Genomic DNA, 23,799 nt, shown 5'->3' with positions numbered 1-23,799 from the left:
TGCCCCGCACCGGCGGGCGAGGGGGTCCAGTCAGCCGCGGTCGAGGGCGAGGTCCTCGGGGGTGTGCAGCCGGACCATGGTGCGGGCGGTGTGCCTGGGGATCCGCCCCGGCGTCGCGAGCGACACGACCACCGCGGTGGCGAACGCGAGGGGGATCGTCCACGCGGCCGGCTGACCCAGCAGGGCCCCGGGCCACCCCGGGATCGGCCCGGAGAAGATGGTCAGGCCCACGGCAGCCGCCGCGAGGCTGCCGCCGACCACGAGGCCGGCGGCAGCCCCGACGGTGCTCAGCCCACGCCACCACGACCCCAGCACGAGGAGGGGGCAGAAGGTCGAGGCGGCGACGGCGAACGCCAGACTCACCATCGTCGCGAGCCCGACGGGCTCGATGACCCTCGACGCGGCATACGGCACGATGACGGACAGCACCGTCGCGAGCCGGAAGCCCTGCGCGACGGTGAAGTCGTCGCCGGTCATCCGGCCCAGCCTGCGACGGAGCAGGTCCTGGTCGATGACCCCCGCCACCGACATGGTCAGGCCGGAGGCCGTCGACAGGAAGGCGGCGAAGGCGCCACCGGCGAGCACGGCCGACAGCGTCTCTCCGAGCCGGTCGGGCACCATGGCGCCCGGCAGCCTGAGCACGAGCGTGTCGGCCGCGCCGCTGGCCAGGTCGGGCAGGTAGACGCGACCCAGCACGCCGTACAGCGGCGGGAAGAGGTAGAACGCGCCGAGGAGGGCGACGACGGTGACGGTCGTCCGCCGCGCGGCCTTGCCGTCGGGGTTGGTGTAGAAGCGGACCAGCACGTGGGGCAGGCCCATGGTCCCGAGGCCGAGGGCCAGCAGGAGGCTGTAGGTGGCGTAGACCGGATGCCCTTGTCCGGCAAGCCCGTTCAGTGGCTCGACCCACTTCGACTCCTGGGCGGCGGCCGGCCCGGGGGCGCCGTCGCCGACCCAGGCGCCGAGCAGGACGAAGGCTGGGACGGCGATGGCGGTGAGCTTGACCCAGTACTGCACGGCCTGCACCAGGGTGATCGAGCGCATCCCACCGGCAGCGACGTTCGCGACGACCACCACCGCGACGATGAGGCCACCCACCCAGGTCGGGGCCCCGGTGACGGTGCCGAGCGCCAGGCCAGCACCCTGGAGCTGGGGGAGGAGGTAGAGCCAGCCGATGCCGACCACGAGCACCGAGCAGAGCCGCCGGATGACGTTGCTCTCGAGCCTCGCCTCCGCGAAGTCGGGCAAGGTGTAGGCGCCGGAGCGCCGGAGCGGAGCGGCGACCAGGACGAGCAGGACGACGTAGCCGACGGTGTAGCCCACCGGGAACCACAGCATGTCGAGGCCGTTGGTGTAGACGAGTCCGGCGATGCCGAGAAAGCTTGCGGCCGAGAGGTACTCGCCGCCGATGGCGCTGGCGTTGCGGTAGGGGGTGACGGTGCGCCCGGCGACGTAGAAGTCGCTGGTCGTCCGTGACAGCCGGAGCCCGAAGGCCCCGATCGCGAGGGTCACCGTGCAGACCAGGACGATGGCGACGACACCGTAGGCCGGGTTCACCGTCGGCGCACCGCGTCGGAGAAGTCGGCCTCGATGCGCTCGGAGGCCCGGACGTACACGCGCGCCACGAGGATGGCGACCGGGTAGACGACGACGGCGAGCACGATCCACGGGAGGGGGAAGCGCCCGATCTCCATCGTCCGGGTGGCCGGCACGAGGAGGAAGAGCAGTGGCAGCCCGCCCAGGCCCACCGCTCCGAACGCGAGCACGCGCAGGGCGAGCCGCAGCTGGGCGGACATCAGCCCCGACATGTAGACCTCGCCAAGCGTGCTCTGCTCGTCGATGTCACGGGTGAGCGGGCGCAGGTCGCGTCGGGTGGCGGCGTCGCGTCGGGTGCTGGTGACCCGGACCCGCGCCGGCGCCGACGGCGTCGGTCCGTGCGGCTCCACGGGTCGGCCGGTGCCCGAGCTCACGGTGACAGCCTCACGGTGACAACCTCACGGTGACACCGCACGACGACGGGCTCACGACGAGGAACGCAGGGTCGCGCGCAGCAGGCGGTCGCGCAGCTCACGGGTGTGGCGCCGGCTCACCTGGAGCTCGGCGTCGTCGAGCACGACGCTGCACCGACCGTGCTCCATGCGCACCTCCTTGACGTGCGGCAGCGATACCAGTGTGCTCCGGTGGATCCGCACGAACCCCGCTGCAGCCCAACGCTCCTCGAGTGCACTCAGGGGGATTCGGACCAAGTGGCTGCCGCTGGACGTGTGCAGGCGGGCGTAGTCGCCCTGGGCCTGCGCGTAGCGCACCTGGCTGCGCGTGATGAACCTCGTGACGCCGGCCAGCTCGACGGGGATCGTCTCGTCCTCCGGCTCGCTCGTCCCCTGCGTCGCGGCGCCGCCGCCCGGTTCCACGGCAGCCACGACCCGGCGCACCGCCTCGGAGAGACGGTCCTTGCGCACCGGCTTCATCACGTAGTCGGTGGCATCCACGGCGAACGCGTCGACGGCGTGCTGGTCGTGCGCGGTCACGAACACGACCTGGGGCCGCTCCACGAACCGGGCGATCACCCGCGCCAGCTCCATGCCGTCGAGGCCGGGCATCGAGATGTCGGAGAAGACGACGTCGATGTCGCCGGCGTCGAGCGACCGCAACGCATCCGCTCCGCTCGAGGCGGTCACGACCTCCGCGATCCGGTCGTCCTGGCGCAGGAGCCAGCTGAGCTCCTCGAGCGCCGGTGCCTCGTCGTCCACGACGAGGGCACGCAGGGTCGCACCCGTGGAGCCGCCCGTGGCTTCCTGCGGGCGGCGTTGCTCCAGGTCGCCGGAGTGGGCGCCAGCCATGGTGGAGAGACTACGTCGTCGCGTGGACGCCGGGGGCGTACTTGGGGACCCGGAAGGTGACCTTGGTGCCCGCCCCGGGGGCGGTCTCGACGACGAGGCCGAAGTCGTCGCCGTAGACCTGTCGGAGCCGGGCGTCGACGTTGCCGAGACCGACGTTGTCGCCGTCGGCATGGCCGTCGAGGACGGTGCGGATCGCGACGGGGTCGGAGCCGACCCCGTCGTCCTCGACCGTGATGACAGCCTCGGCGCCCTCGTCGCTGGCGGTGATGCTCACGTGGCCACCGCCCTCCTTGGTCGCCAGGCCGTGTCGCACGGCGTTCTCGACCAGGGGCTGGATGGCCAGGTAGGGGACCGTGACCGGCAGGACCTCGGGCGCGATGAGCAGGGAGATCCGCAGCCGGTCGCCGAACCGCGCCTGCTCGAGCACGAGGTAGCGCTCGACGTTGCGGAGCTCCTCGGCCAGGGTCGTGAAGGCCCCGCCGCGGCGCAGCGCGTAGCGGGTGAAGTCGGCGAACTCCAGGAGCAGCTCGCGGGCCCGGTCGGGGTCGGTGCGCACGAACGAGGCGATGGCTGCCAGGGAGTTGTAGATGAAGTGGGGACTGATCTGCGCCCGCAGGGCGCGCAGCTCGGCCTCCATCGTGCGCGTGCGCTGGTGACCGAGGTCGGCGAGCTCGGCCTGCGTGGCCATCCAGCCGGCCACCTCCTCCGTCGCCCGGGCGAGCCCCGCCGATGCGTTGGGCCCGTATGCCGCGAGCGCCGCGACCACGCGGCCGTCGGTGACCACCGGGGCGATCACCGCCGACCGGACCGGGCAGTCCGGGTCCGGGCACTGGACCTGGCCGGCGCGCAGGACGATGGTCCGTCCCGTGCCCAGCACCTCCTGCGCATGACCTGCCGCACCCGCCGCGTGGTGGTCGGCCGCACCGTCCCACGCGAGCAGCCCAGCGGCGTCGCAGACTGCCACCGCTGACGAGCCGAGCAGCTCACGCAGGTGCCTGGCGGCACGGGTGGTGCCCTCCTGGGTCAGCCCGTCCTGCAGGTGGCGAGCCGCCAGCGACGCAGTGTGGAGGGTGGCGTGGGTGGCCTGGTCCACCTCGGACACGAAGCCGCGCGAGGCGCTGCGACTGTGACTGACCAGCCGGACCAGGGCGTAGAGCAACCCCATCGCTCCCGCGACCAGGATCGCGGTGGGGAGGTGGAAGCTGCCCGACACACGGCGAACTCTAGGCTGCACTGCGTGGTCGACGTCATCGCTTCACTGAGCGCCCTTGCCGAGCTGCCGGGCGTCCCCGAGCGAATCGCGGCCGCCCGCGACGCGTGCGAGCAGCTGCGCTGGCACGAAGCCCTGCGGCGCCGGATCCCCGAGGCGTCCGCCGAGTCGCGGGTGCGTGGGGCGCAGGCGAGCGCCGCCCTCGAGGGGGCGACGGTGCCGCTCGACCTGGTGCGCGACGTGATGCGGGGTGCTGCGCAGTGGCCGCTGGACCCCGACCCCGTCGAGCTCGTCGCGCGGGGAGCCGTGACCGCCACGGCCGAGAGCGAGCACGTCAGGGGTCTGGTCACGAAGGCGCCTTTGCAGGCCCTGGCCCGCCTGCACGTCGCCGCCGCTGCGGAGCTGCTGCCCGCCGAGCAGGTCGGGCGGCCCAGGCTGGCCGCCGAGACCAGTGCCGAGTTCCGCGACCTCGGTGCTGCCCCGCTCGCGGACGCCCTCAGGGAGCGGCTCGACCTCCTCGTCGCCGTGATGACAGCGGGCTCGCCGGTCCCCGCCCTCGTCGTGGCTGCCGTGGCGCATGCCGAGATCGCGACGGCCAGGCCCTTCGTCCGCGCCAACGGAGTCGTCGCTCGCGCGGTCGAGCGGGCGCTGGTGCAGGCCACCGGGCTCGACCCGACCGGCGTCGTGGTCACCGAGGCCGGGCAGGCCACCCAAGGGGGGCCGGCCTACCTCGGCGCGCTCGCGGCATACGGGACGGGCACCCCGGAGGGGCTCGGGCTGTGGATCGGGCACTGTGCCGACGCGGTGGTCGCGGGGGCAGCCCAAGGGGTCCAGATCTGCGACGCCGTGCGCGCCGGCCGCCTGACCTGACCCTCGACGGGCCGCAGCGGCTTCCCGCTCAGCCGGCCGTACAGGGTTTCGGGCCTCGCCCGGCCGTATGTGGTTTCGGGCCTCGCCCGGCCGTATGAGGTTTCCTGCTTCGCCCGGATGTCAAGGGTTTCATTTGCGTCCGCGCGGGGGTACACATGGAGGCAAGTCGACGTACGAGAGTCCGACGGCCGCCGTGACCCCATCGGGCACCCACGCGCGGGCAGTCCACTGGTGGACCGATCGTGACGGGCTTGTCCCGGTGCGACAACTACAGAATGCACGCCTGGTAACCCGAGCCGGATCACGGCCGATGGCACCCCGCACCGCGGGGTGCCATCCCCCTGTCACGGCGGTTTGTCCGCAATGGGCGCTGGTGTCCCTTGAGGAACTCGAATCTCGTGGGCGAAACGCCTCACGAACGAGTTGCGGTTGAAGGGTAAATGGTCCACGATGAAGGCGTCCGCTCCCCCTCGTGGGTAGAGCGGATCGGCGCACCGGCTCCTCCCCCCCGGAGCTTGGCGCGTCGACGGCCCCGGTTGTCCCCCCGACCGGGGCCGTCCCCTTTCTCCAGCCAGGTGCCCGGCGGGCCGTGCGAGCGCCGACCTGGCGCCGACGACGCTCAGGTCGGCAGGTCGTCCAGGAACGCGTAGTACCCCGGCGTCCCCACCAGCACGGCCACGACCAGCCCGTCGTACACGGTCGGTGGCGCCGACGTCGCAAGCTCGGTCCACAGTCGAGCGGGTCCGCTGGTTCAGTCCACAGCTCGGCTCCCATGGCCTCGCCTCCTGCTTCCGCGCGGCACAGGCTTGACGGCATGGACCATCGGGTGCTGGGAGTGATGGGGGCGTCGGGCGGCCTGGGGGTGTCGACCCTCGCGGTCGCCCTGGCGGTGCGGGCCGCCGGGCGGGTGGGTGCGACGGTCGCGGTCGACGGGGCGCCGGGCGGTGGCGCCCTCGACGTCACCGCGTGCGTCGAGCACGTCGCGGGGCTGCGCTGGGCCGACCTGGCTGGGGCCGAGGGCCGCATCGACGGTGCAGCGCTCCTGCGGGAGCTGCCGGCTGAGGGGCCGAGCCGGGTCCTGGCGGGACGAGGGCCCGCGCCTCCCGACGAGGTCGTGCGTGCGGTGTTGGCCGGGCTGGCCCTGGTCTGCGGGCTGACCGTCGTCGATCTGGGCTGCTCGTCCTGGTGGGGGCCGGAGTGCACCGACCTCCTGCTCGTGGTCGGGTCGACCGCACGCCAGCTGGCCGACGGCGCGGGCGTTGCGGAGCGGCTCCACGACCTCGCTGTCCCGACTGCCCTCGTCCTGCGCAGCCACCGGGGAGACGCGCTGACCCCGGAAGAGGTGGCCGCGCACCTCGACCTGCCGCTGGCCGGCACACTGCGCGACGACCCGCGGGTCCCCGTCGACGCCGACCACGGGCGGCCGCCGGGAAGTCGTGGCTCCGGCGTCCTGGCCGCGCTGGTCGACGCGCTGCTGTCCGCACCAACGCCATCAGCACCGACACCATCCGCACCGACGACCCCGGCGCGCCAGTGAGACGCGATGCGCTCATCGCCGACCGGATCCGGCGGGGCGAGGGGCCCGGCCCGGGGGCGGTGCGGGAGATCGCCGGTGCTGATGCCGCACGGCTCGGCGATGCCGGCGTGGAGTCCGCACGCGCCCTCCTTGCCTCGGAGGTGCTCGGGCTGGGCCCGCTCGAGGCGTGTGTCGACGACCCGCGGGTGACCGATGTCCTGGTGAACGGCGACGGGTCCGTGTGGGTGGACCGTGGCGAGGGCGCGCTGCTGCCGGGTGGGCCGGCCCTCGACCCGACCGAGGCGCGTCGGCTGGCGGTCCGGCTGGCCGCCCTGGCCGGCCGACGGCTCGACGAGAGCCAGGCCTGGGTGGACGGGCTCCTCCCGGGAGGGATCCGGCTCCACGCCATCCTCCCGCCGCTGGTCGACGGCGGCGCCCACGTGAGCCTCCGGGTGCCGCGGGCCGTCGGTTCCGGCCTGGCCGGGCTGCGTTCCCGGGGCATGTTCGAGCCACGGGTCGAGGAGCTGCTGCGCGCGCTCGTGCGGCGACGCCGCTCGTTCGTGGTCACCGGTGGCACCGGCTCCGGCAAGACGACGCTCCTCGCGGCGATGCTCTCCGAGGTGGTGGCCGGCGAGCGCATCGTCGTCGTGGAGGACGTGCGTGAGCTCGCCATCGCCCATCCCCACGTGGTCCGCCTGCAGGGCCGCGGCGCCAACGTCGAGGGCCAGGGTGCGGTCGGGCTGGTCGACCTCGTCCGGCAGGCGCTCCGGATGAGGCCCGATCGCCTCGTGGTCGGTGAGGTGCTGCGAGTTCTGAGCGCAGTGTCCGTGAGATCGCCCGGGGGGTCTGTGCAGGACACTGGCACTGCGCATCCCCATAGGGAGGTCGTTGCGGTGCGCTGGCCACTCTGGTTCTGGCCAGGACACTGCTCCGGGCGGACATTCTGGTCGGGACACTGGTGGGCCTAGGCGGCCCTGGGTCGGCAGGCGTAGTGGGCGGTGCGAACGCTCGGTGGGGCCAGTCATTTGTCCCGATGAGCGGTGGGAGCTCGCGAAGCGGCTGTGGGTCTTCTCGTTTGCCAGGGCCGCCGAACTGTGACCGCTCCTGTGGTTGGCTCCGTGGCGTAGGGGTCCACTCCGGCGCTGCGCTCAGGTCACCTCTGTGCCGACCAGTACGGCGACGCCGACCCATGCGAGTCCGGCCCAGATGAGCATGCCGCGTCCGAGCTCGTCGTTGTGACGGCTGGTTCGTAACCCAGCGACGAACCCGGTCACGCCGACCACGACCGCGAACCACCCCAACAGGGCCCACCACCTCATGGCGTCAAGGATGCTCCGCGGGCGAGCTTGCGGTCCAGATGCCAAGGCATGAACCGGTCGCTGACGCCACGGTCGGGTCACCAGCGCCGTGCTTGTCCAGCACCCGCGTGGCTGGGTAGGAGCGCGGGTGTGGCCTGGGTGAACGTGTGGTGAACACGACCGGAGGGCCGTGACGCCATGCGCCCTGCGTGCGTTGGCAGGACATGACCCTCACACGCAGACATCTTCTCGCTGGCGCCGGCGCTGTTGTGGGCGGAGCCGCCCTTGGCCTTCCGGAGAGCTCGCCCGCAGCCGCAGCCAGCACGACCCTGCCGAACCCGACCGCGAGCGGCATTGAGCACGTGGTCGTCGTCATGATGGAGAACCGGTCCTTCGACCACTACCTGGGCTGGCTGCCCGGCGCGCGTGGCAAGCAGGCCGGGCTCACGTACATCGACCGGTATGGCGTGCCCCACGGCACCCATCACCTGAAGGACTACCAGGGGTGCGCGCACCCGGACCCGGACCACTCGTTCGAGGGTGGTCGCGTGGAGTACAACGACGGCCGCTGCGACGGCTGGCTCAAGGCGGGCGACAACGACACCTTCGCCATCGGGTACTACACCGACGCCGACCTGGCCTTCTACGGCAAGGCAGCGCGTGACTGGACGGTGTGCGACAACTGTTTCTCCGCCATCCTGGCCGAGACGTATCCGAACCGGTTCTACCAGCACGCGGCGCAGACCGACCGCATCCACAACTCGACCGACATCGCGACGATGCCGACGATCTGGGACCGGCTGGCGGCCGCCGGCGTGAAGGGCACGTACTACTTCTACGACACCCCGTTCACCGCGCTGTGGGGCAGCAAGTACCTCGACATCTCCAAGCCCTACCCCCAGTTCCTCGCCGACGCGAAGGCCGGCACGCTTCCCGCGGTGAGCTTCGTCGACCCGAAGTTCCTTGACGAGGGCACCGGTTCCAGCGCCGACGACCACCCCCACGCGGACATCCGGGCCGGGCAGTACTTCCTGGACCAGGTGTACGACGCCGTCACCTCCGGCCCCGGCTGGGACAAGACCGTGCTGGTCGTCAACTACGACGAGTGGGGCGGCTTCTACGACCATGTCGCCCCGACGACCGCGCCCGATGTGCACCCGGAGTGGGGTATGCGCGGGTTCCGTGTCCCGTGCCTGGTCGTCTCGCCGCTGGCCCGGCGCGGGTACGTGGCGAAGAACGTGTACGACCACACGTCCGTGCTGAAGATGATCGAGTGGCGCTGGAACCTGCCCGCGCTGACGCCGCGCGACGCGGCCGCGCGCAACCTTGCCGAGGTCCTCGACTTCACCACTGCCCCGAACACGAAGGTGCCCCGGTATGCGGTCCCACCATTCGTTGGCGCCCCGTGCCCGCCGGCCGGCTTTGCCGACTACGAGGACTGGAACGCCCTGAAGAACCTCGCCAACGCCCACGGATGGAGCCTGTGATGACCCTCCCTCACACCATGACCAGCCCTGCCCGCCAGCTTCGCCGTGTTGCCCGGCCAACGGGCCTCCTCGCGGCCGCGACCATCGCCGTTCTCAGCCTGGTCGCTGCGACGACTGGCGCATTGAGCGCGTCTGCGGCGACTCCGAAGGCTTCGGGGTACCTGCCGGCGGCGAAGCACGTCTTCGTCATCAACCTCGAGAACAAGGGCTACGACGAAACGTGGGGCCCAGCGTCTGCGGCGCCGTACCTGTCCCAGACGTTGCGTGCGAAGGGGAACCTGCTCACGCAGTACTTCGGGACTGCACACAACAGCTTGCCGAACTACATCGGGCAGGTCAGCGGGCAGGGACCGAACGCCCAGACCCAAGGCGACTGCCAGGTGTTCAGCGACTTCACCGGCACCGGCACGGTGGCCCCGGGGCAGTACGTCGGCAACGGGTGCGTCTACCCCAAGACGGTGCCCACGCTGCAGGGCCAGCTCGACGCCGCCGGCCTGACCTGGCGCGGGTACATGGAGGACATGGGCACCCCCTGTCGGCACCCCGCGGTGGGCGCGGTCGACGACACGCAGAAGGCAAAGGTCGGTGACCAGTACGCGACTCGGCACAACCCGTTCATGTACTTCCACTCGGTCATCGACGACCCCGCGTACTGCGCCTCCCACGTCGTGGACAGCAAGCAGCTGGCCACCGACCTGGCGACGGTGTCGACCACGCGGAACCTGACGTACATCACGCCGAACCTGTGCCACGACGGGCACGACACTCCGTGCGTCGACGGACAGCCCGGGGGTCTCGCGTCGGCCGACCAGTGGCTGAAGGCGACCGTGCCGACCATCATGAACTCGCCCGCGTTCAAGAAGGACGGCGTCCTGCTCATCACGTTCGACGAGTCCGATGGGCCCGGCAGCGATGCCACCGCATGCTGCGGCGAGGGGCCCGGACCCAACTCACCGCTGCCCGGCATCACCGGCATGGGCGGCGGAAGGGTCGGCGCGCTCGTCCTGTCGCCGTTCGTCCGTCCAGGGACTCTGAGCAGCACCCCGTACAACCACTACTCGCTGCTCGCGAGCATCGAGGACCTGTTCGGCCAGGCGCAGCTCGGCTACGCAGCCCAGCCTGGGCTCAACCGGTTCGGTCTGGACGTGTACAACCGCTGACCGCGGCGCACGGTCCCGAGCCAGACTGGCTGGGACTGCGTACCCACGTAACGGCCGGGTGCCGCACGGCCCGCCCCCTGCAACCCGTGCGGCATCCGGTCCCCTCACCAACGCCGAAGTCGGCACTCGTACTTTGGCGACCTCGAAGGCAGCCTCCACCCCTGGAGCCGCCGGCCGGTATCGGCCACCGGGGGGATTCGCCTACGTCGTTAGCACTAGTGCGTGCTGGGGCCTCGGGAGTTTGCCAGCTGTTCGAGCAACGCCTCACCGGCCCAGCGAGCTCTGATCGTTGGCGCCCCATCGACACACCCCGCTCCCAAGTCCGCCCGTTCGATGCGACTTGTCCCGTGGCGGTGACGTCCGCAGGAATGCACCGCTTCCGCAGACCTGCCTCCGCCCCCGAATGTGCCTGTCGCCTACCCGTCTCACCGGGCCTACACTGTGCGTTTCGGCCGCGCGAGGTGAGGTGAAGTGCGGACCATCTCGGGTGGGGTTCGGGAGCGTGGATGAGGCATCGGGAGCTGGAACCGGAAGGCGAGGCGCCCACACTGCGGACGCCTGACCCGCAACCGTCTCTGCATGGCCGAACCACGGAGGTCTCGCTCTTGGGCGACTTCCTTGCGCGGGTGGGGGCAGGGGATGGCGGGGCTCTGTTGCTCTCTGGGGAAGCGGGAGTTGGCAAGTCGGCGCTGCTCGAAGCTGCGGCGGGACGGGCGCAGGGCTTGGGCATGCGCGTGGTTCGGGCAGCTGGTGCGGAGTTCGAGGTGGAGGTCAGTTTCGCCACGCTCAACCAGTTGTTGGGCCCATTCATCGGTCTCATGCCGCAGCTTGACCCGGCCGACTGGGAGGCACTTGGTGCCGCCATCCAGATCGGGGGAAGCCACACGGGCGACCCGACTCAGGTGTCAACCGCCACGCTGGCCTTGCTCCGGAAGGCCGCCGAGCATCAAGCGTTGCTGTTGGTTGTGGACGACTTGCCGTGGATGGACAAGGCCAGCGCGCGAGTCCTTGCGTTTGTTGCTCGCCGCTTGGCGGGGCATTCGGTCGGGTTCGTGGGCGCTGCCCGGACTGGGGAGGCGGGTCTGTTCGATGATGTCGACCTGCCTCGGCTGACTGTCGCGCCGTTGCCGAGCGCGCCGGCGCAGGCGTTGCTGGACCAGAACTTCCCCGAGCTGACCGAACCGCTGCGGCGCCGCATCCTCGACGACGCCCGTGGATACCCGTTGGCCCTGCTTGAGCTGCCGACGGCCTTGGTCAACCTGGGTCATGTCGAGGCGGCAAAGGCGCCCGTCGTCCTGCCCGTCACGGACCGCATCAAGGCCCTGTTCGCGGCGCGAGTCAGGTCACTGCCGGCCGAGACGAACGACCTGCTGCTGCTCGCTGCCCTCGACGGCACCGGCGACCTGCGCGTCCTCACCGACGCGACCAGCGACCAGTCAGCCCCCGGCGAGGCGGCCAGCGACCCGCTGGACGCCCTGGGCCCGGCCGAAGTCGTCAACCTCATCTACGTCGACCCGATCACCGGGCGTCTGGAGTTCCGGCACCCACTGACGCGGGCCGCCGTGGTGGCCATGGCCACCGACGCTGAACGACGTCGAGCACACAAGGTCCTGGCATCACGCCTGGCAGATGACCCGGACCGGCGCGCCTGGCAGATGTCAGCAGCCGCCCTCGGACCTGACGAGTCAGTCGCGGCGGAACTGGAGCACGTGGCACACCGAGCCGCCGTTCGCGGCGACCCGGTCGGCGCTGTCGCGGCCTACGTCCGAGCCGCCGACCTCACCCCGGAGCGTTCAAGGAAGTTGCGGCGGCTCGCCCTCGCCGCGTATTTCGGCGCAAACGTCACCGGTGACCTTGGCATGGCCGCACCGCTGTTGGATGAGGCCGCGCTGGAGGCTGACCCGGATGCCGCCTTGACGATCACCCTTGCCGCAGCCGCGCAGCTGCTCAACCAGAACGGTGACCTGGACACCACGTACCGGCTGCTGGTGAACGCGGTCGAGATGCGCCGCGGGCCCTTGCATGCCGAAAACGAGGTCCTGGTCGAGACGCTGCACACGCTGCTGCTGATCTGCTACTTCGGCGGTCGCCCGGAGCTGTGGGCACCGCTGGACCGGGCCATCGCACGACTTGAGCCGGGGCCTCCGCCGGACCTTCGGCTCCTGCGGGCTGCGCTGGGAGATCCGGCCCGTCTCGCCGTCGACGTGCTGGATCACCTCGACACGGCCATCGCCCTACTGCACGGGAAGCAGGACGCAGCCCACATCCGAAGGGTCGGCATCGCCGCCGTGTTCACCGACCGGGTCACCGGCTGCCTGCCGGCGTTGCGCCGCGTCGTCGAAGACGGCCGGTCCGGTGGGGCGGTCACGGCCTCCATCGACGCCCTGTTCCTGCTTGCCACGCACTACTACTTCACCGGCGCCTGGGACGAGACCGAACGAGACGCCGGTGAGGGCCTGGCCCTGTGCGACGACCTCGGCTTCCAGATGCTTGCCTGGCCGGGACACTACCTGCGTGGCCTAGTCGCTGCCGCTCGCGGCGACGAGGACGCCGTCCGCGTGATGACGGCCCGGATGGCCGCCTGGGGGTTCCCGCGCCGCGTCGGCTGCATCCAGCACTACATCGCACACCTGAACTGCCAGGCAGCATTGGCGCGGGGAGAGTTCGACGCCGCGTTCCGGCACGCCAGCCTGGTCAGCCCGCCGGGGACCCTCGCCTCGCACACACCCCTGGCGATGTGGCTAGTGCTGGACCTGACCGAGGCTGCCGCCCGCTCGGGCCGGACCAGGGAAGCCTCCGCCCACGTTGATGCCGCTACTCAGGCCGGCATCGGCCGCATCTCGACGCGTCTGGACCTGATCGTCCGTGGCGCGACGGCCATCGCCAGCGCTGCGGCCAGGCCCACGCAGGACACCGACGACGCCTTCGAGACGGCGCTGGCGGCCCCGGGCACCGAGCGGTACCCCTTCGAGGTGGCTCGCATCCATCTCGCGTATGGAGAACACCTGCGTCGCACGCGTCGAGCTTCCGCCGCCGGGGTGCACCTGGAGCTCGCGGTGGACCTGTTCGACCGGCTCGGTGCAGCGCCGTGGGCCGAGCGGGCCGCCCGCGAGGGTCGCGCTGTCGGGAAGGCCACCCCCCGACTCAGAACGGGCGTATCGGGAGCCGACACCGCTGGCGCTCTCACCCCGCAGCAAAGGCAGGTGGCCGAACTTGCGGCTGCCGGACTGACGAACAAGCAGATCGGCGAACGCCTCTTCCTGTCACCGCGAACTGTCGCGACCCACCTGTACGAGCTGTTTCCGAAGCTCGGCATCACTTCCCGGGCTGCGCTGCGCGACGCGCTGGCAGCCAACGACGATGCGACGCCACCTGCCCCGGACGTGCAGCCCTAAGCCGCGTGGAAGCCCGGCCCGTGACCGACTGACTGACCCGAAGTCCTTACGGCCCGCGCCAAAGGACGGTACCCGACCCAGTCAGTTGACTCACGCGGGCGCCGGGTCGGAACTCCTAGCGTCGAGCGACCCTCCACTTCGGGGGGCATCGACCCAAGGAGAGCACCGTGAACACCCCGACCATCCTGCTCATCCACGGCGGTTTCGTCGACGGCTCTGGCTGGCAGGCCGTCCACGACCACCTGCGCCGTGACGGCTACAACGTCGCCGTCGTACAGAACCCCACCGCCACCCTCGAAGGCGACGTTGCTGCCGTCAACCACGTGCTCGAGGAGATCGACGGCCCCGTCGTTCTCGTCGGCCACTCCTACGGCGGAGTGGTGGTCACCGAGGCCGGCACGCACCCGCAGGTGTCCGCGCTGGTGTACATCACCGCGTTCGCTCCCGACGCCGGCGAGTCCGTCCAGACCCTCATCGCCGACCCGCCGCCCGGCGCCCCGGTGCCGCCCATCCTGCCGCCGCGCAACGGGTTCCTCGCACTGGACAAGGCCAAGTTCCACGACTCGTTCGCCGGTGACCTCAAGCCCGAGCAGGCCGAGTTCATGGCCAACTCCCAGGTGCCGTGGGGGGTCGAGGCTCTCTCCGGCACCGTCACCACTCCGGCGTGGCGGTCCAAGCCCAGCTGGTACCTGGTCGCTACCGACGACCGCATGATTCCGCCGCCGGCCCAGCGCGCCATGGCCGAGCGCGCCGGAGCCACCGTCAGCGAGGTCGCCGGCAGCCACTCGGTCTACGTGTCCCAACCGCAGGTCGTCGCCGACCTCATCCACACCGCCGCCCAGTCGCTGAGTCAGGGCTGAAGGGAGCTCATCATGGGTAACAACGTTTCGCGCCGCCAGATCCTGGCAACCGGCGCCGCCGTGGCCGGGTCCGCCGCCCTGACCGGGACCCTGTTCGGTGCCGAGTCCGCCGCCGCATCCACCCGCTCGGGCAGGGCACCAACGGTCAAGCCGACCATCGTGCTGGTCCACGGCGGCTACGCCGACTCCTCCTGCTGGAACGACGTCCTCGCCGAGCTGCAGGACGCCGGCTACCCGACCATCTGCGGGTCGAACCCGCTGCGAGGCATCCCCACCGACGCCCCGTACATCGGCAGCCTGCTGGACTCCATCACCGGCCCGGTCGTGCTCGTCGCCCACTCGATGGGCGGCACCGTCATCACCAACGCCGCCGCCGGCAAGGCAAACGTCAAGGCGCTGGTGTACATCGCCGCGTTCGTGCCCGATGTGGGCGAGACCCAAGGTGAGCTCATCACCAAGTTCCCCGGCAGCGAGGTGGGCCCGGTCAGCGTGCCGGTCCCGTACACCAAGGCCGACGGCACCACTGGCATCGACCTGTACCTGGGCAAGAACGGCCAGGCAGCGTTCGCCGCCGACATCTCCACCTCGGCGTTCCGGGTCCTGCAGGCCACGCAGCGACCGTTCGACGCCGACTCGTTCATCTTCCCGACTACGGCCGCCGCGTGGAAGACCATCCCCAGCTGGGCGCTGGTCACCGGCCGTGACAAGGCAATCCCGCCGGCGACGCAGAGGTTCATGTACACGCGGGCGAACGCCCGCAAGGTGGTTGAGCTGCCGAGCTCGTCGCACGTGGCGATGCTCAGTCACCCTGATGCGGTCGCTTCTCTCATCCAGAACGCCGCCAGGGCAGTCTCCTGACTGTGCCTTCTTGGCCGGGGGCCTGACCCATCGCTGGGCCAGGCCCCCGCTGCAGGCTCACTGTCCTTCGAGCCGGCGCGCAGCCGTTCGCGCGAAAGCGGAGTCGTCCCAGTAGTGGCTCGGCCCGAAGAACTGGCCCAGACTGGGTGAGGCGACGACGAGGTGTGGCAAACCTTCGAGAGGAGCACGTCATGGCCGTACTGACCCGCGGCTTCCACGGTCGGCGTGGGAAGGATGCGGACCTGCCCCCCGGGCAGTACCTGACCCGGGACTTCCCGGTCCTGTCCGCCGGGCCGACCCCGACGGTGCCGCTCGAAAGCTGGAGCTTCGCCATCACTGCGGAGACGGGACAGCAGTCGACGTGGACCTGGAGCCAGCTCCTGGCGCTGCCGACCGAGACCCCGTCCGTCGACCTCCATTGCGTCACCCGGTGGTCAAAGCTGGGTACTCACTGGCGCGGGGTGTCCCTTGACGTGCTGTTCGAGAACGTCGAGACGGCTGCCGACTTCACGATGGTCCGCAGCTACGGCGGGTACACGACCAACGTCCCGCTGGACGACCTGCTCCATGGACGGGCCTGGATCGTGTACGAGTACGAAGGTGAACCGCTGGAGCCGGCGCACGGTGGTCCTGCGCGGCTCCTGGTCCCGCACCTGTACCTGTGGAAGTCCGCCAAGTGGGTCCGCGGGATCCAGCTGATGGTCCAGGATGACGCCGGATTCTGGGAAGGACTCGGCTACCACATGAAAGGTGACCCGTGGCGCGAACAGCGCTACGACGGCATCTAGCGCCTGCGTGGCTTCCCTCGGCGCTGGTTCAGGCACGCGCCGAGACGGACTCTGCCCGCACCCTGCGCTTCGAGGTGCCCGACTGGCCGGGGCACCTAGCGGGCCAGCACGTCGACGTGCGGCTGACGGCCGAAGACGGCTACACCGCGCAGCGCAGCTACTCGCTGTCCGCGCCGGCAAACGGGACCGCGGTCGAGATCACGGTGCAGCGGGTGCCGGACGGTGAGGTTTCGACCTACCTCGTCGATGACATGCAGGTCGGCGACACGATCGAGATCCTGGGTCCGCTGGGCGGCTGGTTCACATGGCGCGCCACGCAGCCTCCGCCGACCCTGCTCATTGGAGGAGGTTCGGGGATCGCCCCGCTGATGGCGATGTTCAGGGCAGGCGCGCGGCTCGGTGCCGGGTCTTCGTTCCGCTTGCTGTACTCGGTCCGTACACCCGCCGATGTGTACTTCGCTGACGAGCTGCTCGACGCCAGCGACCCAGACGCCATTCAGGTGCTCTACACCCGTGCAGCACCGACCGCGTCCGCCCGACCCGCCGGACGGATCACCGCAGCCGACCTTCGTGACCACGGCTGGCCGGCGCAGGCACGCCCGACGTGTTACGTGTGCGGACCGACGCCGTTCGTCGAGGCGGTCACCGCGCTGCTGGTGTCCGCAGGCCACAGCCCCGACTTGATTCGAGCCGAACGCTTCGGGCCCACAGGAGGATGACATGACCGAAATGCACTTGGACGGGAATGCAATGGCCGGCTCTCTGGGGACGGTCTTTTCCGCCGACATCACCTCCGCATCCGCCCAGTGCGACGGGTGCGGGCTCACCGAGCAGCTCGCAAGGGCGGTGGTGTTCGGAGCGCCGATGGGACTCATCGCCCGCTGCACAGGGTGTGGCCAGGTGCTGTTGCGCTACGTGAGCACGCCGACGAGCACCTCTGTCGACTTGCGCGGCATCGCCGTCATCAGGTTCCCCGCGCCGCCACCGGCATGATGTGGTCCTCCTCGCCGCCGATGAACAGCAGCGGCGCGCGGTCGGCCGCGTAGTCGACCCAAGTGTCCTGGCGGGCCGGGCTTGAAGTTGGCGAAGAGGCCGAACTCCCCGACCCAGAAGCCTGGGCGGCGCGATCGCGTAGCGGTCCCAGACTGCAGGTAGCGCGTCGCCACCCGTCACTACTGCGTGGTGGTGTCGGGGGTGGCCGTGAGCGCCGTGAGGCGCTGGACGTAGTCGTTGGTCCACTGGACGGCGGCCTCGACGTCCTGCAGCACCGCCAGTCCCTGTGCCGCCGTAGCGTAGATGCCGTCCCACTCGTGGCCGACGACGACGGTCGCGGGCCACGCGTGTTGTTGGCGGAAGGCGAACAGCCTGGCGGTGGTCGCGGCGACCAGCGTGTCGTCCGCAAGGGGTTCGAGAAGCTGCAGGTCGACGAGGTCGTGGGCTCGTTGCCCGCCGGGGACGGAACAGGCGTGCAGCTTCTGGGAGATCTGGTGGTGCACGGGCAAGACGGCCACAGGGGCTGGGGTGTCCAGTCCGAGGGTGGTGAAGACGGCGACGACCTGGTCGGACAGCTCAAGCTCGGCGGGTTCTGTCCCGGTGGCGTTGAGCTCGTCGTAGCCGATTTCGAGCTCGACGGTCTTGAAGTGCTTGCCTCGGTACAGGAGCTTGACGGCGACTGGCTGCATCTCGTAGCCGTCGGGCAGCCCTTCGGGTTTGCGTGGGTCGCCCATGGTGGCCGACCCGGTGAATCCGCCCCACCCGGTCTTGAGTCGTTCGTTGAGGTCGGCGACGAACTGGGTTCGGTCGCCCTTGAATGCCGCGTCTAGGTCGGGCGTTTCGCGCGTCATGGCGTCGCCGAGTCGCAGCTTGATGCCGGTGCCGCCTTTGACCGCTGAGGCGGGGAGCATCTGGCAGACGATGACGTTCCCGACCAGTGCTTGGAGGCGCCTGACGGTTTGCCCTTGGGCGCGCGCCAGGGCGCCGACTCGGCGTTGGAGCTCGTTGAGGCTGCCCGGCGGGGCCGGCGTCTTGGGCGCTGGTCCTGCTGGGGTGGTCATGCGGTAGCCAGGTCGTGGACCAGTTGCGCTTCGCGGGCCGGCGGGACCAGGCCACGTGCGGTGGCGCGGTGCGCTGCGTCGACGAGTCGGTCGGCCATGATGCGGCCGCGTACGGCGAGCAGTGCCGCTTCGACGCTCATGGCGGGGATGCCGTCGATGTCGTCGCGCTGGTCGGCGGTGACGTTCTTGTGGATGACGTTGACCGTGGCGGGGAGCTTGGCTCGGATGCGTCGGTTGGTGGCGACGGAGATCGTGCGCAGGTTCACCTGGGCCAGGTCATGGGCAGCGAGGACGGCTTCGTCGGCGAGGACGGCGCCGTCGCCTGCGAGGGCGACTGCTTCGGCGAACTCGTCCATGGGCGTGACGGGCGCCTCGAGCATGCGGTACACGCCGTGTCCGCGGTGTTCGAGGGCGCCACGGTTGGCGAGCTTGCGCACTTCGACGGCGGGGACGCCGGCCGCCTTGGCGTCGCTGAGCGTGATGACGCCGTGAGTGTCGTAGGCGAGCTCACGCAGCTGCTGCCGGTAGGTGGCCATGTTTCCTCCTTCAGGTGGCACAACCGTACCATTTTCGGTACGGATCTGACAGTGCCCGGAAAGGCGTTGGGCGCAACCGTACCATTTTCGGTACGGGTTTGCCCTTCTCCCGAGTGCTGAGCTGGCCCGGCGCGTCAGCGACGAGTGCGGGACGGCCGCACTCCGGGCTCGAGGTGGAAGATGCCGTCGATGGGCTCGGCGGGTAGGGCGCCGGCCAGTTGCCGGCTGGTGCGCAGGCGGGCCAGCGCGGGGCGCCTCATGGGGCCCACCGGTCGGGCGGTGCCGCGCACGTGAATCGTCGTGGCGTCTGGGGCGACGTCGCGTAGCGCGACGCGGTGGCTGCCGGGGTGCGTCTGGGTGAGGGCGTCGATGCCGGGGGTGTACAGGTCGCGTCCTGCCGCCGCTAGGGCCCATCGGTCTGCGACGGTGATGTCCGGGTGGTCGGTCAGCTCGATGAGTCGTTGCCGTGCGGTGGCAGGTGCGACGGTGCCGCCGGTCAGCGCCCGGCGCATGCCGGCAAGTAGGCACGTGATGCGCGGGGTGCTGGTGGTGTCATTCGCGGTGGCTTCGTGGTCGAGGCACGCGACGGGGGCTGGGCCCGGTGGCAGCGGTGCGTACCACCAGGTCTGACTGCGGGTTTCGCATTGCGGGGTGGCTTGGGGGCGGGCGGCCCAGGTCGTGAGGAGCTGGTCGGGGGCAAGGGTCGTGCTGGTTGCGGTGACCCATTCGAGGATGTCGGCGGCGTGCTGATGGCGGGTGCGTCCGGTGCCGCGGGCGGGGGGTTGGTCGCCGGTGTCGAGGACGAGCCACAGCTGGGTGCGGGCGATGAGCGCGCACTGGTGGAGCTCGTCGAGGGCATACGTCGGCAGCAGGGCGACGTCGTCGATGAGCAGGTGTCGGACGGGGCCGTGGATGAGGTGGGTGAGGGGGCGCAGCAGGTGGGATTCGCCGACGCTGCGTGGGGTGGCCAGGCCGACGACGCCGATGGCGTCGAGGAGGTCCTGGCTGAGGCTGGGGATGGGTCGCCGTTCGGCGTTGGGCGCGGGGTGGAGCCAGGCGGTGTCGTCGTGCCGGGCGGCGTGGGTGCGCAGGTTTCGGACCAGTTCGCGCATCTGGGTGGGTGGGGTGAGGGTGGCGATGGGTCCTGGTGTGGGCTGGTGCCAGGTCGTCATCGGCGGGCCTTGGCCGGGGTGCGGGTGCGCGGGGTCGGGTCGAGGTTGGGCGTGATGCCGTCGATGGCGAGGATGGCTTCGCTGGCGTCGGCGATGGTGATGGGTCCGGTGATGCCCCAGTCGTTGGTCAGGGTGAGCAGGAGCTTGGACCACTTGCGCCAGGACCCGTGTGCGTACTCGCGGTCGATGGCGGCAAGGAGGGTGGGGTCGGTGGCGGCCGCGTGCGGGTGGTGGGCGGTGAGGAGGTTGAGCATGGTGTCGGTGGTGTGGTGGCGCAGGCTGATGCGCCGGTCGATGCGGGTGTCGACGGACGGTTCAGCTTTGAGGTGGTCGAACAGGTTGGACCCGGCCAGGACGATGGCGAACGTGGGGAAGGGATGGGCCCAAAGCCAGCGCAGGGTGAGCAGCGCTGCTTGCCCGAGGTACTGCGCCTCGTCGATCACCAGGAGGGTGGGGACGGCGGTCAGGTAGTCCCGGGTGTGGTTCTGCATGGCGCGGGCGGTGCCGGTGGGGCGGGTGCCGGTGACGGCGGTGGCGATTTCCTCCCACTGGGTTCGTTCGGTGGCGCGGCGGGGCAGGTTCACGATGGCGGTGTTGACGTCGGCGACGGCGGCGACGGCGGCCAGGACCGTGGTCTTGCCTGCACCGTATGGCCCGGAGACGGCGATGGCGGCGCCGCGTTCGAGGGCGGACGGCATGCCTTGGGCGAGGTCACGCATCTGTGGGGTGACGACGAGCTGACCACCTGTGGCGATGTGTCGCTTGGTGAAAGCGCCGGGCAGGTGCAGGTGGGCGTGCTGAACTTCCCACGCGTGCGGGTGTCCGTCAGGTAGCACCGTCGCCACCAGGGTCAGTTCCTCGGCGGCGCGCGTACCGGTTGGCGCGCGCGCTTGCTGCGGCGTCGTCCTCGTCCTGCGCCACCCCTGCTTCGGGTCGGGTGCGGCTGTCCGCGCGCGTGTCAGCCGCGCCCACCGCCCGAGGCTGAGCCAGCTCCTCGACGTCGTCGTTGTTGTCGATGTCGGGGTCGACGCCGTTGGCGCGGTCGACGGCGTCGGCGAGGCGTTCACCGAGTTCGTGCTGCGCGGCCTCGGCGTCGGCTACCTGGTCCGCGGCGGCGACGGCGTCGGCGACGGCGGCGCGGGCGCGGGGGCGAGCCACGCGGTCCTTGACGAACGCTTCGCGCCGGACGCGGGCGGCGTGCACGGCGTCGATGTCGGCCAGGTCTGCCTCGTCGCGCGGACGCAGCAGACCGAGGAAGCGGCCTCGGGTGTCGTACGCGTACAGGACGGTTTCGTTGACGAGCTGACGCAGCTCGATGGTCTCGCCCGGGTTGGCGGCTGAGGCAAGCTGCGGACTGAGCCAGTACTGGTTGGCGTAGTGGACGCCGCGGGTGGGGTCGTACTTGCGCGTCGTGACCGGGTAGGCGACGGCGCCTTCGTCCTCGGCGCTGAGGTCGTGCCCGAGGTAGACGCTGCCAGCGTCGACGTGGTCGGCGTACACCTGGATGCGGGAGCGTCCTCGTCGCGGGCCGGAGGTGTACGGCGTTGCGAGCTGGGCGACGAACCAGTCCTCGACGAGTTCGAGGACCGTGTCGTACGGCAGGACGCCGTGGGACAGGCGGGCGCCGGTGCGGTCGGTCCAGCCGCGGCGGGAACCGGCGCCGTCGGCCAGGTGCCGCAGCAGCGACTGGTGCATGACCTCGTGGTCGCCGTTGGCTTGCGGCTGGTGGGACGGGACAGGTGTAAGACCGATGCCGAGGCGGCGGGCGGCTGCGACGCCGGTTTCGCCGAGGAACGCACCGCCCTGGTCGGAGGTGAGGTGCCGGGCGACGCCGCCGACGTGCAGGGGGCGGGTCGGGTCGTTCGGGTGGGTGAGGGTGTACCCGATGGCGGCGGCGGCCAGGACGACGCCGGTGTCCTGGCCGGTCGCGGCGCGGGGCAGGACGACGTAGCTCAGCGGGGTCCCGGAGCAGCGTTCGCGAACGATGAGGATTTTCGGTTCGACCTGGTGTCCGTGGTGCTCGGCGACGAGCTTGAGGTCGAGCTCGTCGATGGACCAGGACTCGTTGATGGCGTCGCGTCCGGTCAGCGGGAACGTTGCTTCGATGCGCCGCCCAGCTTTCGCGCCACGGCGGGCGCCGTCGCGGATGGGCGCGGTCACGTTCCCGTAGGCCGCGTAGAGCGTGGACGTGCCGTACTTGGACAGGCGGTGGGCGGGGTCGGAGCGGACCGCGTCGATGGCGGCCTTGATGGTGCCGTGCCTGGCGAAGTACGCGATTTCGGCTTCGGTGAGCTGGAGCTTGGCGGGTTCGGCGTGCCGGTACAGCCATGCGGGCAGGTGGGCGGGTGTGGCCGTGGCGTCGTCGCTGGTGGAGGGCAGGCGGTTGACCGCGAAGGCGACCTGGCGGTCGAGCTCGCGGGACCACCACCGGTTGACGGTGCGCAGGCAGACGCCGGCGGCTGCGGCGGCGTGCTCCTTGTCTGCGGCGGTCAGCTCTCCGGTCAGGGTGAGGATGTCGCGCAGGTCGGCGACGGTCTTGGCGCGCGTCAGCTCGTCGGCGCGGTTGCCGTGGTTGCCCAGGCGGCGTCCGTCGGTGCGGCGCGGGGCGTGCTTCTGCTCACGGACGACGGTCAGGTCGACCACGTTCGCGGCGTTCTGCGTGTGCCGGCTCATGCCTGCACCTGCGTTCCGGTCGCGGTCGCGGTGGGTCGCGGGGCGCGGGTGGGCGTGGGGTGAAGGGGGGTGGAGGCGCAGATGGCGCAGCGGCCGACCGGGTGGTGCGACCCCAGTACCGGGCTGGGATGGCCGGGGCGGAAGGTGGGGATGAAGTGCACGCCGGCGTTGGGGGCTCGGTGGGTCAGGACGCGGACGCCCAGGACGGCGCGGGCGAGCAGGTCGGGGTCGTCGGCGAGGGCGGCGGCCGGGGTGAGGAACGCGGCGACGTCGGTGAGGTCGGCGGCGACCTTGCGGTGAGCCCACTGGTCGCGGGCGATGGCTCCGTCGCGGTTCGCGGTGTGGAACCGGTCGAGGAGGAGTCCGGCGGCGGGACCGTCGGGGTGCATCCAGGTGATGCGCGGGCGGGTGATGAAGCTGGTGTCGAGACCATCGGGCACGGTGGCGGCCGCGGCTTTGGCTGGGTCGCGGTGGGCGAGGTGCTGGTCGCGGGTGTCGCAGTACCACTTGCGCAGGTGGTGCGTCGTTGCGAAGTCGAGGTGCGCGGGCTGGCACCAGGTGGTCAGGTATCGGGCGGCGGCTTCGGCGAACATGGGGCCGCGGCGGTCCAGTCCGGACCCGGCCCAGCGCTCGGTCACCCGTGCCAGGTGGAAGCCGATGGTGTTGGCCTGTTCGGCCAGGGTGTCGGGCAGCCCGGTGGCGAGCAGCTCGTGGGTGAGCTCTTCGCCGGCGAGGAGGGCGGCGAGGTCGCTGCGGGTGGGGTTGGCGGCCAGGTCGGGCCCTGCGGGCGTGGTGGGCCGGCTGCTGGTGCTGTTGCGGCGGAGGGTGACGTCGCCGCCCAGCTGGCGTGGCCGGCGGCCGTCGAGGACGGGTGCGTGTTCGCGGTCGAGGGCGTGGGCTCGGCGGTCGCGCAGCGGCTGCGGGTCGTAGCTCGCGGACAGGTGCAGGCTCATCAGCTGGCTCGCAGCCAGGCCGGGGTTGGTGCGCAGCCGTGCGACGAACTCGGCTCCGTCAAGCGGGCGCTCAGCGACGGCGACGTGGTGGTGGACGGTGGTTTGGGTGCTCGTGTTGGTTGGCATGCAGCG

22 protein-coding genes are annotated in these 23,799 nt (G+C 71.0%); 11 read left to right on the top strand and 11 right to left on the bottom strand.

Features of this window, described 5'->3' with window-relative positions; genetic code table 11:
- Positions 1-30: 30 nt before the first annotated feature.
- From ABD262_RS11065 to ABD262_RS11050, 4 genes are read right to left on the bottom strand one after another with little or no spacing between them, the layout of a single operon-like run.
- Entirely contained in the window at positions 31-1,554 is a 1,524-nt protein-coding gene (locus tag ABD262_RS11065; protein ID WP_344135632.1) for a sodium/solute symporter, read from the bottom strand.
- Positions 1,551-1,967: a hypothetical protein gene (locus tag ABD262_RS11060; RefSeq protein WP_344135630.1), complete on the bottom strand. Its 417-nt coding sequence runs from the start codon at positions 1,965-1,967 to the stop codon at positions 1,551-1,553. The genes ABD262_RS11065 and ABD262_RS11060 overlap by 4 nt, the downstream gene beginning before the upstream one ends.
- Positions 1,968-2,018: 51 nt before the next feature.
- Positions 2,019-2,837 carry a LytR/AlgR family response regulator transcription factor gene (locus ABD262_RS11055; RefSeq protein ID WP_344135627.1) on the bottom strand — a complete coding sequence of 273 codons (819 nt, stop codon included), beginning with the start codon at positions 2,835-2,837 and terminating at the stop codon, positions 2,019-2,021.
- Between the two features lie 10 nt (positions 2,838-2,847).
- Positions 2,848-4,050, bottom strand: coding sequence for a sensor histidine kinase (locus ABD262_RS11050; protein ID WP_344135623.1), 1,203 nt, complete (start codon positions 4,048-4,050; stop codon positions 2,848-2,850).
- Positions 4,051-4,074: 24 nt separating this feature from the next.
- Here ABD262_RS11050 and ABD262_RS11045 point away from each other — a divergent pair, with 24 nt between their 5' ends.
- From ABD262_RS11045 to ABD262_RS11035, 3 genes are all read left to right on the top strand, one after another.
- Positions 4,075-4,917, top strand: coding sequence for a Fic family protein (locus tag ABD262_RS11045; RefSeq protein WP_344135620.1), 843 nt, complete (start codon positions 4,075-4,077; stop codon positions 4,915-4,917).
- 814 nt (positions 4,918-5,731) lie between these two features.
- Entirely contained in the window at positions 5,732-6,454 is a 723-nt protein-coding gene (locus ABD262_RS11040) for a CpaE-like family protein (RefSeq protein ID WP_344135617.1), read from the top strand.
- Positions 6,451-7,401: an ATPase, T2SS/T4P/T4SS family gene (locus ABD262_RS11035; RefSeq protein ID WP_344135615.1), complete on the top strand. Its 951-nt coding sequence runs from the start codon at positions 6,451-6,453 to the stop codon at positions 7,399-7,401. The genes ABD262_RS11040 and ABD262_RS11035 overlap by 4 nt, the downstream gene beginning before the upstream one ends.
- A 180-nt stretch (positions 7,402-7,581) precedes the next feature.
- On the opposite strand, the gene ABD262_RS11030 is transcribed toward ABD262_RS11035, so the two are convergent.
- Complete coding sequence (locus ABD262_RS11030; RefSeq protein WP_344135612.1) at positions 7,582-7,752, bottom strand: hypothetical protein; 171 nt, start codon at positions 7,750-7,752, stop codon at positions 7,582-7,584.
- A gap of 341 nt (positions 7,753-8,093) precedes the next feature.
- Between ABD262_RS11030 and ABD262_RS11025 the strand changes: the two genes are divergently transcribed.
- From ABD262_RS11025 to ABD262_RS10990, 8 genes are all read left to right on the top strand, one after another.
- Positions 8,094-9,218 carry an alkaline phosphatase family protein gene (locus ABD262_RS11025; RefSeq protein WP_344135609.1) on the top strand — a complete coding sequence of 375 codons (1,125 nt, stop codon included), beginning with the start codon at positions 8,094-8,096 and terminating at the stop codon, positions 9,216-9,218.
- Positions 9,219-9,235: 17 nt separating this feature from the next.
- Positions 9,236-10,378 (top strand): alkaline phosphatase family protein, encoded by a 1,143-nt coding sequence (locus tag ABD262_RS11020; RefSeq protein ID WP_344135606.1) that lies wholly within the window; start codon positions 9,236-9,238, stop codon positions 10,376-10,378.
- Between the two features lie 506 nt (positions 10,379-10,884).
- Positions 10,885-13,773: an ATP-binding protein gene (locus ABD262_RS11015; RefSeq protein WP_344135604.1), complete on the top strand. Its 2,889-nt coding sequence runs from the start codon at positions 10,885-10,887 to the stop codon at positions 13,771-13,773.
- Between the two features lie 167 nt (positions 13,774-13,940).
- Positions 13,941-14,633: an alpha/beta fold hydrolase gene (locus ABD262_RS11010; protein ID WP_344135601.1), complete on the top strand. Its 693-nt coding sequence runs from the start codon at positions 13,941-13,943 to the stop codon at positions 14,631-14,633.
- 12 nt (positions 14,634-14,645) lie between these two features.
- Positions 14,646-15,491: an alpha/beta fold hydrolase gene (locus ABD262_RS11005; RefSeq protein WP_344135598.1), complete on the top strand. Its 846-nt coding sequence runs from the start codon at positions 14,646-14,648 to the stop codon at positions 15,489-15,491.
- Between the two features lie 191 nt (positions 15,492-15,682).
- Complete coding sequence (locus ABD262_RS11000; RefSeq protein WP_344135595.1) at positions 15,683-16,279, top strand: molybdopterin-dependent oxidoreductase; 597 nt, start codon at positions 15,683-15,685, stop codon at positions 16,277-16,279.
- The gene (locus ABD262_RS10995) at positions 16,249-16,998 is read left to right on the top strand and encodes a ferredoxin reductase (RefSeq protein WP_344135592.1); all 750 of its coding nucleotides are present in this window, start codon (positions 16,249-16,251) and stop codon (positions 16,996-16,998) included. Before ABD262_RS11000 ends, ABD262_RS10995 begins: the two co-directional genes overlap by 31 nt.
- A gap of 1 nt (position 16,999) precedes the next feature.
- A complete protein-coding gene (locus tag ABD262_RS10990; protein ID WP_344135589.1) occupies positions 17,000-17,272 on the top strand; it encodes a DUF6510 family protein in 273 nt (90 codons plus the stop codon).
- 179 nt (positions 17,273-17,451) lie between these two features.
- Here the strand turns inward: ABD262_RS10990 and ABD262_RS10985 are convergent, their stop codons facing one another.
- From ABD262_RS10985 to ABD262_RS10960, 6 genes are all read right to left on the bottom strand, one after another.
- Complete coding sequence (locus tag ABD262_RS10985; protein ID WP_344135587.1) at positions 17,452-18,333, bottom strand: nucleotidyl transferase AbiEii/AbiGii toxin family protein; 882 nt, start codon at positions 18,331-18,333, stop codon at positions 17,452-17,454.
- Positions 18,330-18,869, bottom strand: a complete 540-nt coding sequence (locus ABD262_RS10980; protein ID WP_344135584.1) for a type IV toxin-antitoxin system AbiEi family antitoxin domain-containing protein — start codon at positions 18,867-18,869, stop codon at positions 18,330-18,332. Before ABD262_RS10980 ends, ABD262_RS10985 begins: the two co-directional genes overlap by 4 nt.
- 134 nt (positions 18,870-19,003) lie before the next feature.
- On the bottom strand, positions 19,004-20,041 hold the full coding sequence (locus tag ABD262_RS10975; RefSeq protein ID WP_344135581.1) for a hypothetical protein: 1,038 nt from the start codon (positions 20,039-20,041) through the stop codon (positions 19,004-19,006).
- Complete coding sequence (locus tag ABD262_RS10970) at positions 20,038-20,877, bottom strand: AAA family ATPase (RefSeq protein ID WP_344135578.1); 840 nt, start codon at positions 20,875-20,877, stop codon at positions 20,038-20,040. The genes ABD262_RS10975 and ABD262_RS10970 overlap by 4 nt, the downstream gene beginning before the upstream one ends.
- Positions 20,867-22,714, bottom strand: a complete 1,848-nt coding sequence (locus tag ABD262_RS10965; protein ID WP_344135575.1) for a hypothetical protein — start codon at positions 22,712-22,714, stop codon at positions 20,867-20,869. Before ABD262_RS10965 ends, ABD262_RS10970 begins: the two co-directional genes overlap by 11 nt.
- The gene (locus tag ABD262_RS10960; RefSeq protein ID WP_344135572.1) at positions 22,711-23,793 is read right to left on the bottom strand and encodes a hypothetical protein; all 1,083 of its coding nucleotides are present in this window, start codon (positions 23,791-23,793) and stop codon (positions 22,711-22,713) included. Before ABD262_RS10960 ends, ABD262_RS10965 begins: the two co-directional genes overlap by 4 nt.
- Positions 23,794-23,799 lie beyond the last annotated feature (6 nt).

The organism is Pedococcus bigeumensis (assembly GCF_039531795.1).
Lineage (GTDB): Bacteria > Actinomycetota > Actinomycetes > Actinomycetales > Dermatophilaceae > Pedococcus > Pedococcus bigeumensis.
The sequence above is the reverse complement of the archived record's forward strand: the minus strand, read 5'-3'. Positions and strand labels throughout refer to the sequence as shown.